Annotated in this window: 14 protein-coding genes; 9 read left to right on the top strand and 5 right to left on the bottom strand. The window is 41.2% G+C overall.

What is annotated here, in order from left to right; all coding sequences use genetic code 11:
- Window positions 1–142 precede the first annotated feature (142 nt).
- Both CDG76_RS18260 and def read left to right on the top strand, forming a co-directional pair.
- Window positions 143–1,387, top strand: a complete 1,245-nt coding sequence (locus CDG76_RS18260; RefSeq protein WP_094350372.1) for an HhoA/HhoB/HtrA family serine endopeptidase — start codon at window positions 143–145, stop codon at window positions 1,385–1,387.
- Window positions 1,388–1,483: 96 nt separating this feature from the next.
- Window positions 1,484–2,014, top strand: coding sequence for a peptide deformylase (def, locus tag CDG76_RS18255; RefSeq protein ID WP_094350371.1), 531 nt, complete (start codon window positions 1,484–1,486; stop codon window positions 2,012–2,014).
- A 209-nt stretch (window positions 2,015–2,223) separates the two neighbouring features.
- Here def and CDG76_RS18250 read toward each other — a convergent pair whose 3' ends face one another.
- Window positions 2,224–3,915, bottom strand: a complete 1,692-nt coding sequence (locus tag CDG76_RS18250) for an NAD-binding protein (protein WP_094350370.1) — start codon at window positions 3,913–3,915, stop codon at window positions 2,224–2,226.
- A gap of 175 nt (window positions 3,916–4,090) precedes the next feature.
- The gene (locus tag CDG76_RS18245) at window positions 4,091–4,906 is read right to left on the bottom strand and encodes an FkbM family methyltransferase (RefSeq protein ID WP_094350369.1); all 816 of its coding nucleotides are present in this window, start codon (window positions 4,904–4,906) and stop codon (window positions 4,091–4,093) included.
- Window positions 4,907–5,662: 756 nt separating this feature from the next.
- Here CDG76_RS18245 and CDG76_RS18240 point away from each other — a divergent pair.
- Window positions 5,663–6,763: a D-alanine--D-alanine ligase family protein gene (locus tag CDG76_RS18240; RefSeq protein WP_094350368.1), complete on the top strand. Its 1,101-nt coding sequence runs from the start codon at window positions 5,663–5,665 to the stop codon at window positions 6,761–6,763.
- Window positions 6,764–6,963: 200 nt separating this feature from the next.
- Window positions 6,964–7,614, top strand: coding sequence for a hypothetical protein (locus CDG76_RS18235; RefSeq protein ID WP_223265271.1), 651 nt, complete (start codon window positions 6,964–6,966; stop codon window positions 7,612–7,614).
- A gap of 996 nt (window positions 7,615–8,610) precedes the next feature.
- Here CDG76_RS18235 and CDG76_RS18230 read toward each other — a convergent pair.
- From CDG76_RS18230 to CDG76_RS18220, 3 genes are all read right to left on the bottom strand, one after another.
- Entirely contained in the window at window positions 8,611–9,543 is a 933-nt protein-coding gene (locus CDG76_RS18230) for an alpha/beta fold hydrolase (protein WP_094350367.1), read from the bottom strand.
- 19 nt (window positions 9,544–9,562) lie between these two features.
- The gene (locus CDG76_RS18225; RefSeq protein ID WP_094350366.1) at window positions 9,563–10,069 is read right to left on the bottom strand and encodes a DUF4112 domain-containing protein; all 507 of its coding nucleotides are present in this window, start codon (window positions 10,067–10,069) and stop codon (window positions 9,563–9,565) included.
- 87 nt (window positions 10,070–10,156) lie between these two features.
- On the bottom strand, window positions 10,157–11,056 hold the full coding sequence (locus tag CDG76_RS18220) for a YihY/virulence factor BrkB family protein (RefSeq protein WP_094350365.1): 900 nt from the start codon (window positions 11,054–11,056) through the stop codon (window positions 10,157–10,159).
- Window positions 11,057–11,334: 278 nt separating this feature from the next.
- On the opposite strand from CDG76_RS18220, the gene CDG76_RS18215 reads away from it, so the two are divergent.
- The 5 genes from CDG76_RS18215 (at window position 11,335) to CDG76_RS37425 (ending at window position 14,312) form a co-directional block, all read left to right on the top strand.
- Window positions 11,335–12,504: a tyrosine-type recombinase/integrase gene (locus CDG76_RS18215; protein WP_094350364.1), complete on the top strand. Its 1,170-nt coding sequence runs from the start codon at window positions 11,335–11,337 to the stop codon at window positions 12,502–12,504.
- Window positions 12,505–12,578: 74 nt separating this feature from the next.
- Window positions 12,579–13,091, top strand: coding sequence for a helix-turn-helix domain-containing protein (locus CDG76_RS18210; protein WP_094350179.1), 513 nt, complete (start codon window positions 12,579–12,581; stop codon window positions 13,089–13,091).
- Window positions 13,075–13,782 (top strand): transposase, encoded by a 708-nt coding sequence (locus tag CDG76_RS18205; RefSeq protein WP_223265263.1) that lies wholly within the window; start codon window positions 13,075–13,077, stop codon window positions 13,780–13,782. Before CDG76_RS18210 ends, CDG76_RS18205 begins: the two co-directional genes overlap by 17 nt.
- The gene (locus CDG76_RS18200) at window positions 13,782–14,078 is read left to right on the top strand and encodes a DUF5320 domain-containing protein (protein WP_094350363.1); all 297 of its coding nucleotides are present in this window, start codon (window positions 13,782–13,784) and stop codon (window positions 14,076–14,078) included. Before CDG76_RS18205 ends, CDG76_RS18200 begins: the two co-directional genes overlap by 1 nt.
- An 81-nt stretch (window positions 14,079–14,159) precedes the next feature.
- A complete protein-coding gene (locus tag CDG76_RS37425) occupies window positions 14,160–14,312 on the top strand; it encodes a hypothetical protein (RefSeq protein WP_190240891.1) in 153 nt (50 codons plus the stop codon).
- Window positions 14,313–14,740 lie beyond the last annotated feature (428 nt).

The following is a 14,740-nucleotide window of genomic DNA, read 5'->3' as shown; positions in this document are numbered from 1 at the left end:
CGTCACAATAGAAGAGAAAGCACTAATTTAGCATTGAGACACGCTAGACCTAAAATAAGCTTTTAAGTTGTAACCATTTTGGGACATACCCAGTAGGCAAGATCCTAACACCCACTGACTGACAAGGGAGAAGCAACGACACATGAAGACAACAAACCATCACTCAGCACCCAAAAAGATTGAAACCAGGGGTTTACCCCAGAGGTTGTGGATGCTCTCATACGGGGTAGCAGTGGTGTTCCTGGGAAGCTGCTCTCTTTTACCTGCTAAGACCATTGATAATCAGCAAAGCGATACTCAAGCCCAAAACACAACAGTACCTAATCCGGTAATTGTTCCCCCGCCGATTTTCTCTTCGTCTGGAGATCCTAATTTTGTCGTGAAAGTAGTGCAACAGGTGGGGCCTGCGGTAGTTCGTATTGATTCTTCCCGAACAATCACTTCTCGCGTACCAGACGAATTTAACAACGATCCATTTTTCCGGCGGTTTTTTGGAGAGGGAGCGCCACAGCCGAGACAACGGGTAGAGCGCGGTAGTGGCTCTGGATTTATTATTAATTCTTCTGGTCAAATTGTTACCAACGCTCATGTGGTAGATGGTGCTGATAGAGTCACTGTTATACTCAAAGATGGCCGGACTTTTGATGGGAAAGTTTTGGGTGAAGACCCGGTAACAGATGTGGCAACGATTAAAATTAATGCGAATAATCTGCCAACTCTAGCTGTGGGTAACTCTGATGCCTTGCAACCAGGAGAGGCTGTAATTGCCATTGGTAATCCCTTAGGCTTGAATAACACTGTCACATCTGGGATTATTAGTGCTACAGGGCGTTCTAGTAGCGATATTGGTGCTAGTGACAAGCGGGTTGATTACATCCAAACGGATGCTGCAATTAACCCTGGTAATTCCGGTGGCCCATTGCTTAATGCTCGTGGTCAAGTAATTGCAATGAATACAGCGATTATTCGAGGCGCTCAAGGCTTGGGATTTGCTATACCCATTAACACCGTGCAAAGGATTGCCCAAGAATTAATCGCTAAAGGCAAGGTGGATCATCCTTATTTGGGTGTGCAGATGGTGACATTGACACCAGATATTAAAGAAAGAATAAAAAATAGAGCAGGCGATCGCTTAAATCTTACAGCAGATGAGGGCGTTTTGCTGGTTGAGATTGTGCCGCGATCGCCTGCATCTGAAGCTGGACTACGAGTCGGTGATGTGATTAAAAGCATTAACAGCCAGCCTGTTACTAAAATTGAAGAAGTACAAAAGCTAGTAGAAAAGAGCAAAATCGGTACTAAATTACCCATAGAAGTGGAACGCAATGGGCAAATTGTCCAAGTAGGAGTTCAACCTGCTCCTTTGCCTGTTAGACGTGAAGGATAATGTTTGTCATTTGTCATTTTTCATTTTTCATTTGTAAATAGTTCTTCTTCCCCTACTCCCTACTCCCTACTCCCCATTACTTAAAGGAGCTTTATCATGACTGAATTAGCGCCAATAATTCAATTAGGCAATCCAACATTGCGCCAAAAAGCTGCTTGGGTTGAGAATATTCAAGATGAGCAGATCCAAAAATTAATTGAGGACTTAATCGCCACTGTTGCCAAGGCTAACGGCGTGGGAATTGCTGCGCCTCAAGTAGCACAATCCTATCGTTTATTTATTGTGGCTTCCCGTCCTAATGCCAGGTATCCCAACGCCCTGGAAATGGAACCTACCGCCATGATTAATCCCCAAATCATTGCTCATTCAACTGAAGTTGTCAAAGATTGGGAAGGTTGTTTAAGTGTTCCAGGAATTAGGGGATTAGTTCCTCGGTATAAATCTATTGAGGTGGAATACACTGACTCTCAAGGCAACTTACAAAAACAAAAATTAACCGATTTTATCGCTCGGATTTTTCAACACGAATACGATCATCTCGACGGGATCGTATTTGTCGATCGCCTAGAGAACACTCTCGATATGATTACTGAGCAGGAATACCAACAACGAGTAGTTAACAAATAAATGGGAGTGGGAACAATACGGTTCAGTTAAGGTTTTTTGATGAAAATTTTAGATCGCTAAAGATACGATAAATCATCACAAAGACGCGATAAATCGCCGTCTCTACAAAAGACTGGTTATTGTAGAGACGGCGATTCATCGCGTCTCTTGCATGAACCGAACAGTATTGGGAATGGGGAGTGGGAAGTAGTATATTAATTACGAATTATTTAAGCGTGTGATTCGCAAACTTGCTCGCCCCGCCACAATTGATATAGCCGCGTCGCTGGCATTGTCATATATAAAACATCACCATCACTGAGATTAGTTTCTAGTAAATCCCAACCATGAAGAGTTTGGTGATTTGTTTCTACGTATAAAGGTACACAATCAGCAGACATCGCTACATCTTTCACCCATTGACCGCAAAAGACGTGTGAAGTTGTAATCACAGTCGCAAAAGCTACCCAAAGACTATCGGCTGTGATGCCATTGCCCAGAATACGTCCCCCTAGTGCAGCGGCGGCAAAAGCTGGGGCTGCTAGTTCCGCCGGACTCAGTACGGCCTCGAAGCCAAATAGCTGTTGCGCTATCCCAGCAAAATCAGGATCGGCATAATGAACAATCACCGGAATGCTGGGTGTTAAACCTTTGGCTTTGAGGGCAATTTCGAGATTCGTAGCATCATTGCTAGTAACAGTAATCACTGCGGCAGCAGAGTCTATATTGCTGGCTTTGAGTATTGTACGGAAGCTGGCATCGCCCTGAATGACGGGGATACCAAGTTCGCGGGCGGTGTTGATATATTTATTGTTAGAGTCGGGTTCAACTACTACAACTTCATGTCCGCTGGCGTGGAGTTGCTGGACAATTCTTACCCCAATACCACTCAAGCCACAGACAATGTAGTGCGATCGCTGGGGAATTCGGGCTGCATCCCAAAATTGCTTAAAGCGGCTTCCTAAGACAAAATCGGTGAGCATGGCATACCAAATACCAATCACCACTGCTCCAATCAGCATCATCACAACAGTAAATAACTTAATACTGTTAGGAGCATTTTCTACTACTTTGTCATTACCACCCGCTCCTGTAATCATGCCTACAGAAAAATATAGAGCATCGACAGGAGACAAACTCAACTCAGCCGACATATAGGTGAATGTAGCGATCGCAATAACTGTCAATAGTGCAATAGCACCCAGTACTACAGATCGCCCGTGTTCCTGAAACTGCCTAAAATTAGTCAAAACTTTCAGCAGTTTTCTAATTAATGATCTGCGGGGGGAACGGATGCGGGGTTGTGTACCAATAATTAAGCGATCGCCCACCTTGATCTCTTGTCCAGATATTACACCTGACACCAAATCCATCTCACCTTCTACTGGCAAGTAATAAATCAGCATCCGCGATCGATCTTCCCACAATTCACTCAGCTTTAGACCATTCCAGAAGTGGTTTTCATGAATGTATTCTTCATGAATTGGCCAAGTTTGCTGAAATAATTTGATTTGTCCGATCGCTCGATTTCCCATTGCTGCAAAGGTGAATACGGGTGCTGCTAATCCGACAACACTCATACTCAAATGATCTGGCAAACTTTGATCTAGGCGCTCTCCTAAATTTGTATTATAAAAACGGTTGATAATCCGAATTTGGGGATTCAGCACTCGCGCTTGCATCATAATAGATAAATTCAGAGCATCTTTAGATCCAGCGATGACTAAAGTGTGCGCCTGTTGAATGCCTGCTGCTGTCAGGGTAGAAGCTGCTTGTAAATCTCCAACAATCACATCTCCTGCTGTTTCGCCAGGGATAGATTGGTGATGAATGCCAACAACGAAGGCTCCCTGATGTCTCAGCAGACGAAAGGTTTTATATCCGGTACGTCCTAAGCCACAAACAATAATTCTGGGTTTCATGAAACGGCAGCATCTTTTACAGGTTGGGCTGCATTTCTAGTTAGTTATCAATATTGTTGCCCATTCTCCTGGAATATTACTGTAGCTGACAACACGATTGTTTTAATTACAGGCAAAAGGCAGGAAATATGATGATTGAATCGCAACGATTTCAAGAAACCTCCAGAGAAAAAGACTAAGTAACAATTGCTACGTAGTTGGTCGCTCCTCTAAAATATTCACAATCTTCGTAATACTCTTTGATATGCATTAATTGTGATGAAGGTAGGATGCGATATATCTGATAATCCAAAGAACTTAATAATTCATAGAAATCCCGAAAGTATGTTCGAGAATTAATATTTCCTATACCAAACTCAAATGTGAGCGCCCTGATTACTTTGTTCTTTAAACTCTTTTTGGCGCCTTGGAGTGCCTCCAATTCGTGTCCTTCAATATCCATTTTCATGAAATCAACACGTTCTACTTTGTACTCTTCAATAATGTCATCGATAGTAATAGTATTAACTTCAATAGTGGTAAACTCCCTATCTTGTGAATAAGAGTCATACCTTTGATGTAGTGACGCAATTGGAGACGTTTCACTAGGTGTATGTAGTCTTACTAATCCTTTGCTAGAACTTACAGCGCAAGGAATAAGTAAGGAATTAGTGATATTTTTGGTTTTAATTATCTGCTGACAATTAGGCAGAGGCTCAAACATGAAAATCTGTGCTTGGGGGAAAAGCTTGTTAAGCTGGAACGACCATTCACCAATGTTTGCACCTACATCGAATAAGATTGGTGAAGAAGTTTTGATTGCATTCTTCGCTGCATTTATCTCAGTGTCAAAAGCCCAACCAGATCCACTCCCTTTGCCTAGTAGAACACACCAGTAAGCCTCCGCTAATCTAGCAACACTTTCAGTTCTAGAATTAGCAACTAGCATACTTAGTGGACGTGCTAAAACTTTCGCTGTTTTATTGATTATGCTTGGCTTATATGGTTTCATAAACTTTCTTATTTTTTGCTGACTGTATTTATTTTGAGTTCCACTTCGCGTTACTAACCCTTTCGATGTGGCTTAGTCAAACACTAGTATTCATGTTTACCACTATTCCCAATCCAGATAAACTTACTTTACAAATTTTAAAGATGTAATTTATAGAAAAATATAATAAGAAGCAAAATTAATATAAACTAAAGTTTTTTCTTTGATAAAGAAAATTTTGTTTGCTGATTACAGATGTAATATTTAATGAAATTTTATTGATTTATTAATACAAATGCATTGTGTTGTATTCAAAAACGCACTTATTTATTGTGTTAAAAAGCATTATGTGATACCAGTTTGTGCTGATAATACATAAGTAATTTTTATTAGTACTGAGGGAATTTTCCGTAAGCTCGAACTGCCCTGTCTACGACACGCTGCGCGAACAGCAAGAACTGACTTCCTGAAGGAGGCAGGAGGCAGAAGGCAGAAGGAGTAAATCAGTAGAGGATTCGACCCCGACTGATTTAGATTTAGCAGCCCTGAACTCTCGTACCCTGCGGGAAGCTAACGCAACAGTAGGGGAGGGGTCTTAAACCCCAGAGGATCGCGGTACTTGAGAGAGGGCAGTTTCCCTCTAGCAAGAACTGCCCGGTTGTTGAGCGTAGTCGAAACACTGCCTCCTGCCTTCCTTGATAAAAGAAGATAGAAAAATATGGCAATTTTTGTAGGTTGTGATACGCTATCTGCTTGAGAAGTGTGGAGGAACCGAAAATGACTAAGCTGCGGGTGGGTTTACTGTTTGGCGGTCGTTCGGGAGAACATGAAGTTTCGATCAAATCAGCAGGGGCGATCGCTAACGCCTTGAGTGCAGGAGAAAATGCTAGTAAGTACGAAATATTGCCTTTTTACATCCAAAAAGATGGCCGCTGGCTGGCAGGAGAAGCACCCCAAAAGGTTTTAGCGACTGGCAGTCCGCTACTGGAATCGGCAGAATCAACATCTGTTGGGAATCTGACATCCAACCCTCAAGCCCAAACTCTGAGCAAGTGGCAATCTCCCTCTCAAGTTGCCCAAGTAGATGTTTGGTTTCCCATCCTCCACGGCCCCAACGGTGAAGACGGGACAATTCAAGGGTTACTGACTTTGATGCAAGTCCCCTTTGTCGGTTCTGGGGTGTTAGGTTCGGCAATGGGGATGGATAAAATTGCCATGAAAATTGCCTTTGAGCAAGCGGGATTACCACAGGTAAAATATAAAGCGGTAACTAGAGCGCAAGTTTGGTCTAATCCGTGCGTATTTCCGAAACTGTGTGATGAAATTGAGGCAACATTAGGTTATCCAGCTTTTGTCAAGCCAGCTAATTTGGGTTCATCAGTGGGTATTGCCAAAGTGCGATCGCGCCCAGAATTAGAAGCCGCCTTAGATAGTGCTGCCAGTTACGATCGCCGATTAGTTGTAGAAGCTGGAGTAGTCGCCAGAGAAGTTGAGTGTGCCGTTTTAGGTAATGATCAACCCCAAGCCTCTGTCATTGGAGAGATTACTTATGACAGCGATTTTTATGATTATGAAACTAAATATACTGAGGGTCGGACAGATTTACTGATCCCCGCCCAGCTTCCAGATGCGATCGCTCGTCAAATTCAGGACATGGCTTTACAAGCTTTTGCCGCTGTTGACGCTGCTGGGTTAGCAAGGGTAGATTTTTTCTATGTGGAAGCAACACAAGAAGTATTTATTAACGAAATCAATACGTTACCAGGCTTTACTGCGACAAGTATGTATCCCCAACTGTGGGCCCATAGTGGAGTCTCCTTTCCAGAATTAGTCGATCGGTTAATTCAACTTGCTCTTGAAAGGCATTCTCCTAGCTGACAGAATAAATAAGCAAACTGATTTCCGATTATTACGGCAAAAAGTCACAATAAATACAGAACTTTGGCAAAATTTAGCCAGATTTTGTAGCTTATGTTTTACAAAAAAGCTACTAAAATCTGAACTTTGTTACGGATACCTGATGCTTGACTCCTCAAGTACAATTTATTGACTAGAGGGGTACAAATCTGAAAGTAATCATGGAAAAAAGTCAGAGTGTACAGCGCGAGCGAACCCAATTAAAAAGGGCTACTCCAGAGCTGACAAACAGGAAATCGAGACTAAGAAACAGCTCGAATGTTCTGATATATCTGGTTGCACATCATCCTTGGCTATTGTTAACCGGGTGTTTAGCCATGTTTCTGGGAGGTGGCACCTTTGCCTTATATAGCTTAGGTAATGCTGGCTCCGTGCCACAAGAAGAACCAGAAAAAATCCCAGTTATAGTTGAAGAACCAATCAGTCCGCCCTCTGAGAATAGCAATCCTACACCTTTATGGATGATTGCTGCGATCGTTCTCAGCTGTGGTGGTGGTTCCTTGCTGATTTTCCGAGTGCTTAACCGCACCAAGCAACCGCAAAAAGTTCAAAAACAGGTTAATCGCCATCAGGTACGCTTGGCACAGAAGCATCACCAAAAATTGGAACCAAATCTTCCCAAGAGTCAGCCAATTTTTGTGCCACAGCCACAACTAATGCCCCTTATGCAGATGCAACCTAAAACAAAGCATCTGGTAACTGTTCTCCCAGCAGAACACAAGCACCACCTGGATACGCGCACAGAACCCTTAGCAGACTTGATGGATCTTCGTAAAAATAGTTCATTGTCTGCTATTTTACGCCAGTATTAATACTACTGTAAAGTAAAACCCCGTTAAATTAACACTTTTTGCCAATTAACTTGGCTTAGATTCCCGACTTTCTCTAAGAAGTCGGGAATCTTGTTATGGGGTTTTCCATTCAGATGTGGTACGACGTTATATCGCAAGGTGTAGGGGCACAGTATGCCAAAAATCTCGTTTCCAGTCTCCGACAACGTGCCCCTACTTAAACGAGAACCGCTATATGTACGAATAATTTATTTGCTATAGGACTCATATTTGATTTTTGAACAAAACTCAGTACACCTTTATTCCTTCTTCCCAGTCCCCAGTCCCCAGTCCCTTACCTCTACGAGTGATTCAGAAATCAAATCGGATTGCTATATATAGCGGTTAAACCGCTTTTAAAAAGTTAGATATGAGCAATTAGGAAATTTAAAAACTTGCCAAAATGGCAACCAGCTTTTGATTATTCAAGTTAAATTGTATGAAGATAAACGACTTCAAGGGTTTGATTATCAGGGGCTACTACCTAAGCAAATTCCTTTTGTAAAACACTATTTACTAAGTGGGTTCCAAAAACAAAAAGCTATCTCTAACAATTATTTGCCGAGTATTTATCTCAGTAAATAAATTCAATAATCAGGTTTGGCATTTGCTGCAACAGGAATATTAAATACGTGCAGGCGTTGTTGTTAAACTACGCATTAGCCCCCAAGTAACGGGTAACGTCTGTATACATTCCTGTTCGCTTCAGCAGCAAATGGTAGAGTGGGAGTTTGAAAGCTGACTGATATGCTTCCTCCCACTCTCTTTTTATCTAATTCGTAATTCGTAATGACGCTCTCTACGTTCGCGCAGCGTGTCGCAGACAGACGCTAAAAGCGTAGCTTGCTTCTCTGAAAGAGTACGCGGACTCGCTACCGCTACGCTAACGTAATTCGTAATTATTGTTGAAACACTCGCACGTCATTGTGAAGTGTTTTGGTATATTTGGGATATTTCCATTAAAATACGAATTCTTCTTTAAAAGTTAGTATCTTGTAAAAACTCAAGAATCGTTTTATTCAACACCTCAGAAGCACCAGTTGAGGCATCATGACAACAGTTAGATAAAATCTGTAATTTGGAATTGGGGATATGTTGATGTAATTTTCTACCATGACTAGCAGGAAACCAACTATCTTGCTCACCCCACAAAACTAGTGTAGGACATTTAATTGCACTCAGGTTATTTTGAATTTTGGTGAGCATATTTGGCTTATTTGCTTGCCAATTCTCAATTTCTCGCGCGGCGATTTGTAACTCTTCGGCAACTTTTGCGATCGTACCAGGCAATTCAGTAAACGGGTAAGTTATCCAATAGATATCTTCCTGCGTCAAAATGGAGGGATCGAATAATACCCCACGTCTTTCTATTGCCATAACTTCTCTAAATAAAGGTGCAAACAAATATGCCAGACGTAAGGAGTCAATTGTTTGCATTATTTCTAAGGGCGTTTTGGCAAGCAACCACATAGACCAATGGGGTAGCTGTTCGGCAAAAACAGGTACGTTTACTACTATAAGCCGTCCGATTAACTGTGGGTTTTCTTGAGCAAGAGCAAGGGCAACTAATCCCCCCAGAGATTCTGCCACAATCACTGCGGGTTCATCACATAATGCCTGAATAATTCTTTGAAACTCAATAACTTGATGACCGTTGTGTTCTTTACGAGACAATGGTTTTTCGGAAAAACCAAAACCTTTAGCATCAAAACAAATTACTCGGTAATATTTAGATAATGCTGCTACGCTGTGGCGCCAATTGTAGCTCCAACTCCCCATACCATGTAATAAAATTAGCGGTTTACCTCTACCTCTTTCGCCATAAGCAATTTGTACAGGATACCCTTTAGCATCAGTAATAACTAGACTTTGCCGACCTTTGGGAAAAGTAGCTTGCCACCAATCTTTCATTCTTTTATTAATAAACAATTTAACCGCCTGTAAAGACGCTCCACAAAATTCTAATTAGGATCACGGGCAATGCTACTAAGACAATGGAGATTAACAACAGTCCAACCAAAACGGCAAAGATAAACCACCTGTCTGCACTCTTTTGCTCGCTGGGAAACTTTAAGTATTCTTCCAAGAGCTTGATATTATTAGTATTAGCTCTCCAGGCAAAATCAAAAAAGTCTCCCAAAACTGGGACAGCGCCTACCAAGCCATCAATGATTACGTTCAAAACCATTTTACCTAGAGTGGCTCTAGATACGCCTAGCCGTGCTGCTTCTAGAATGATGTAGCTAGAAAACATTATTCCCAAAAAATCACCACCAATCGGTATGAGTCCTAAAATTGGATCTAAACCAAAACCAATCTTTGTGCCAGGAATAGTAATAACATTATCCAGCAGCCGACTTAACTGACGCAGGCGCTTCAAGGTGGGTGCTTTGGCATCAGGTTCAATCATCGAAAATCGAGGAGGAGAATCAGGCATAGAGGCGATCGCTAACTTTGTGTTGAATCGTTAGATATTTTACTCCCCTACTGAGCTTTTGCAATCATTTTCTCAGGGATTTACGAATTAATATTTGACTTGCGATTGCGTCTGGGCTTTTAAGCGCATATCTTCGCCGACAGTCACGTTCAACTGATCGCCGATTAACAGAACAGCAGCACTCATTGACAGCCAGAGCATTAAAACTATCACAGCTCCTACAGCACCATATACTTTATTATAATTGCCAAAATTCGCCACATACAGCCGAAATAGGGCAGACAACATTGCCCAAAAAACAGCTGCTAAAATTGCTCCAGGCATCATTGGCGTGCCTGAGTTCCACTTGCTTGGGCCATAGCGATAGACAAAGCCAAAGGCGACAGCAACAATGCTTAAAGATAAAGGCCAGCGTAACAGTAGCCAAAGATGCAACAAAAAGATCAAAGAACTATTTTCGCGCACTACTATTCCCAAAAGCCAGTCGCTAGTAAACACTGAGAAAGAAGCCAATACTAAAAGCAACATAGTACCGACTGTTAATCCCAGAGAGACAAGTTTGGCTTTCCAAAAAGGGCGGATGTTTTCTGAAGGAATTTGATGGATTTGATCGAGGGCTGTCATTGCCGTACTCACCGCCCCCGAAGCAGTCCAAATTGCTAATACAAAGCTTAGAGAAAACAAACCCCTGTTTTTGGAGTTGGTAATTTCTGTGGTAGCAAAATCACGAATCAGATCCAGGGCTTGTTCGGGTAGCACTTGACTTAGTTGTATCGCCAGTTGTTTAAAGGTATTTTGTAAAGATTCTGCCAATAAGCCAATGGCTGTGATGATAGCGAGAATTGCTGGAAACAGCGATAGCATTGCATTATAGGCGATTTCCGAGGCGAGTCCCAAAAGTCGCCTTTCAATTGTTCTGGAAAAAGTTTTTTTAATCGTGCGCCAATTGAGGTGGCGAAAGAAGCGAAAAAAACGAGGCTTTGGCATAATTTAGAGTTAAAACTGGTTGGGTTTATTAACTACTGTGCTAAATTTTGCGTAGCGATCGCATCTATCTTTCTACCGCAAGAATACCGAGTGGAAAGTTCCTAACTAATGACCATTGACTAATGACTAATGACTATTAATCTATGAATCAAGATTTAACACAAAAGTAGTTGTGCTAAGATTTTTTAGTGCATACTTGAGCGCTACTGATAAATAAAGATTATCTCAAAATTTTACTTTTTTTACTTATCAATCATTTTTAGTACGATATTAGTACGATGATTAACACTCCAAAACACCCTCAGTGCAAGGCTTATGAAGATACGGTAATCATTGAGCGCCTTAATGATGGCAAGCTAAGACTCCAGTTCTCCGTGGACATCAGTAAAACCTCTGGATGGTACAAACCTACCACTCCTCAGAAAAAAATACGTCCTGGATTGTCTGATACCCCAGAGAATTATACCTTGTTAGAAAGTAAGTGCCTTCAAATACATCTAGATTTTCTTAATGGATGCTTCGATCCGACATTAGTTAAGTACGGCATCGGGAAAGAAAGACCACAATTAGCGATAGTGCCTCCAGCCAAAAAAGAGATGGGGCTGTTGGAGCTATATGACAAATATGTAGAGTATCGAGAAAAAGATACTGCGTTGAATACGCTACGGTTTTTACGGATAACTTTTCGCAATGCAATTGAACAAGCAATTAATACTGTGGGGGAAGACGCATTAGCGATTAGAAACTGGCTAGTCAGTAACAAAAGCAACTGGACTGCCAAGGAGACTATAAGGAATCTTGGCAAAGCTTATAAGTTAGGGATAAAACATGGTTTTTCTTCGTTGAATCCCTTTGAAGATATGGCAGAAGAATTAAGCAAGTCATCTGCAAAAAATAGGCTAGACGATGACCACGAAGCAGATGACGAAGAGATATTTTTCCAAGAATTATCTTATTCTATTGAAGAAATGGAGGCGATAATTAATTATGTTTACGACAAGAAACCAAAATATGCTCAATTAATTGAGTTTCTTTTTCTCAGTGGATGTCGAATTAGCGAAGCGATAGCGATTAAATGGAGTGATATTAAATGGGAGAGAGAATGTATTGTTATATCAAGACAATGGTCTTCTGTGGGCAAATGCTTTGTTCCTCTCAAAGGAGCCAGCCATTTGCCGGAACATAAGCAATATCGAATTTTTCCGATGCCTAAAGAAGATAGGTTATGGAAATTAATGAAAGCAATTACAAAAAAAGAAAATAAATATGATGTTGTTTTCCCGTCAGAAAGGGGAATGCCTTTATTTAGAGAAACAATTCACCAGCACTGGAGAGGAGGGACGGGAACTAGTAGAATCAAGTGTGCTGTAATTTCAGAGTTAATCAAGCAGGGTAAGGTTTCTAAATATTTATCAATTCACCATACTAGTACAGCGCGGCGGAAATAAACAGACCATATTGGTGGGAGAATAAATAATCAGGATAAAAGCCGTTTGGTAGGGACAGATGGAGGAATCAAGGTGTGGCTAGATTAGCTCCTAAAATATTAAATTTAAGTGATGAAGAGCGTGAGCAACTGCAAAAGTTGATAAACAGGCACAACACGCCGCAACAGATAGCAATACGAGCCAAAATAATTCTCATGGCATCTGAGGGTCAAAACCATCGACAAATAGCCCGAAATTTAGATATTAATAGGCAGATGGCTCGTTTATGGCGAAACCGATGGTTAGAAACCGAGGGTCAAGAATTATCGGTTTTTCAAAAATTACAAGATCAAGAGCGTGTTGGCACACCAGTAAAATTTAGTATGGAACAAGTAATCGAATTATTTGCATTGGCCTGTTCTCCACCTGAAGATTACGGACGGTCAATAAGTCATTGGACAGCGAGAGAACTAGCGAACGAAATTATGAAACAAGGTATTATTGAAAGCATATCTGTTCGCCATATTGGAAGATTGCTTGAAGAAGCAGAACTTAAACCCCACCAGAGTCGCTACTGGTTAACCCCCCCCTGTGGACGAAGAATTTGATGCCAAAGTGGAAGATATAACTGGTTTATATATCAGCGCCATTGAGCGTCATATAAAGGGGGAGCGCACAATATCCATTGATGAAATGACAGGTATTCAAGCCACTGAACGGTTAGAAAAGGATTTGCCAATGCGACCAGGCAAAGTCGAAAGAAGAGAATTTGAGTACATCCGTCACGGTACACAAAGCTTAATTGCCAGTTTCGATGTTGCTACTGGTCAAATTGTCCAGCCGACTTGTTCAGATACAAGAACAGAAGTTGATTTTACCCTTCATGTTCGCCGAACAATTGAAACTGACCCAGATGCCAAAAAATGGCATCTGATTATGGATTGTCTGAACACTCATCAGTCTGAATCCCTGGTTCGTTTAGTTGCACAAATGGAAGGTTTGGATATTGATCTGGGTATTAAGGGAGAAAGTGGCATCCTCAAATCAATGAAATCCCGCATGACTTTTTTGCGTGACCCAGCACACCGAATTGTGTTGCATTACACTCCTAAACATTCTTCATGGCTCAATCAAATTGAGATTTGGTTCAGTATTTTGGTTCGCAAGTTACTCAGAAGAGCCAGTTTCGTCAGTCAGGATGATTTGAAAAATCGAATCCTCAAGTTTATCGACTACTTTAACCAAACAATGGCTAAACCTTTTAAGTGGACATATAAGGGCAAAGTTTTGGCTATTTAATGGTCTGCTTATTTCCGCCGCGCTGTACTAGGCATACGTTTAGTTGTATTCAACAAAACGTTTACGGCATCGACCAAAGAGTAGTAGCTAGCTGGTGTGGGCATCATCCAGAAGTAAATGATAAGCATTATTGGGAAGCTAACAGACGGATTAAGCCGGGTTATGGTGAAGTACCAGCTAATCAACAAGCACAGCAACAATCAGAAATCGATTTACTTAAGCAGCAAAACAAGTTGCAACAAGAACAGATGGAAGAGATGAAAAAAATGATTGAAGAACTCACTAGAAGTAAATAGAGAAATATTTTCCAAACTTCTCCAAGTACAGACTCCAAGTAAATATAAAACCTCTAGGAATAAGCCTTCTAGAGGTTTTTTGTGTATGCCACTGTTGTTGTGGGGGGAGCTTCTCTAAATTTGGAACTAGGAGAGGGGAATTTTGCGGATGTAGCAACAGATGAAGATTTGGAAAGAATAAATAGGCTGGGTATTTTTATATATGCTGGTGCGCGCCTCCCCGATGACGCTTGAGCGTCACTTATGATGTGAGGCGTTTATGTACATAATACCTCACACCCGTATATCAAGCCTACAACCTCGATTTGCAATTTCTCTAGTCTTTCTTGAAGAACTCTAAACAATAAAAAGGGATAGACTCTCTCTATCCCTTTATTTATTCTCATTTCACAATACCTCTAATCAATCGTAGCTTCAGTGAAATTTAAATAGTATTCTTTCCCTACCTCAAAAAAATTTACACCGTCACAATCATTAACCATCATCTCAAGCCTTCCACTTGAAACCTGCTTCCACAGTTGTTTATCTTCTTCACTACTTCCCATAGATGGACACAACACAACCTTAACCCCAGGTATACCCGCATAAGCAGAGAAGTGCCTTTCAAATGCTAGAACGCTAATTGATTCTGAAAAGCTACAGTTGTAGTATTATCGAAACAA

Source organism: Nostoc sp. 'Peltigera membranacea cyanobiont' 210A, from assembly GCF_002246015.1.
Classification (GTDB): domain Bacteria; phylum Cyanobacteriota; class Cyanobacteriia; order Cyanobacteriales; family Nostocaceae; genus Nostoc.
The sequence above is the reverse complement of the archived record's forward strand: the minus strand, read 5'-3'. Positions and strand labels throughout refer to the sequence as shown.

Bases quoted from the DNA above. Each gene is read 5' to 3' on its own strand.
- CDG76_RS18260 (WP_094350372.1), top strand. From the start codon at position 143: ATGAAGACAACAAACCATCACTCAGCACCCAAAAAGATTGAAACCAGG.
- CDG76_RS18215 (WP_094350364.1), top strand. From the start codon at position 11,335: ATGATTAACACTCCAAAACACCCTCAGTGCAAGGCTTATGAAGATACG.
- CDG76_RS18220 (WP_094350365.1), bottom strand. From the start codon at position 11,056: ATGCCAAAGCCTCGTTTTTTTCGCTTCTTTCGCCACCTCAATTGGCGC.
- CDG76_RS18245 (WP_094350369.1), bottom strand. From the start codon at position 4,906: ATGAAACCATATAAGCCAAGCATAATCAATAAAACAGCGAAAGTTTTA.
- def (WP_094350371.1), top strand. From the start codon at position 1,484: ATGACTGAATTAGCGCCAATAATTCAATTAGGCAATCCAACATTGCGC.
- CDG76_RS18230 (WP_094350367.1), bottom strand. From the start codon at position 9,543: ATGAAAGATTGGTGGCAAGCTACTTTTCCCAAAGGTCGGCAAAGTCTA.
- CDG76_RS18225 (WP_094350366.1), bottom strand. From the start codon at position 10,069: ATGCCTGATTCTCCTCCTCGATTTTCGATGATTGAACCTGATGCCAAA.
- CDG76_RS18235 (WP_223265271.1), top strand. From the start codon at position 6,964: ATGGAAAAAAGTCAGAGTGTACAGCGCGAGCGAACCCAATTAAAAAGG.
- CDG76_RS18250 (WP_094350370.1), bottom strand. From the start codon at position 3,915: ATGAAACCCAGAATTATTGTTTGTGGCTTAGGACGTACCGGATATAAA.
- CDG76_RS18200 (WP_094350363.1), top strand. From the start codon at position 13,782: ATGGTCTGCTTATTTCCGCCGCGCTGTACTAGGCATACGTTTAGTTGT.
- CDG76_RS18240 (WP_094350368.1), top strand. From the start codon at position 5,663: ATGACTAAGCTGCGGGTGGGTTTACTGTTTGGCGGTCGTTCGGGAGAA.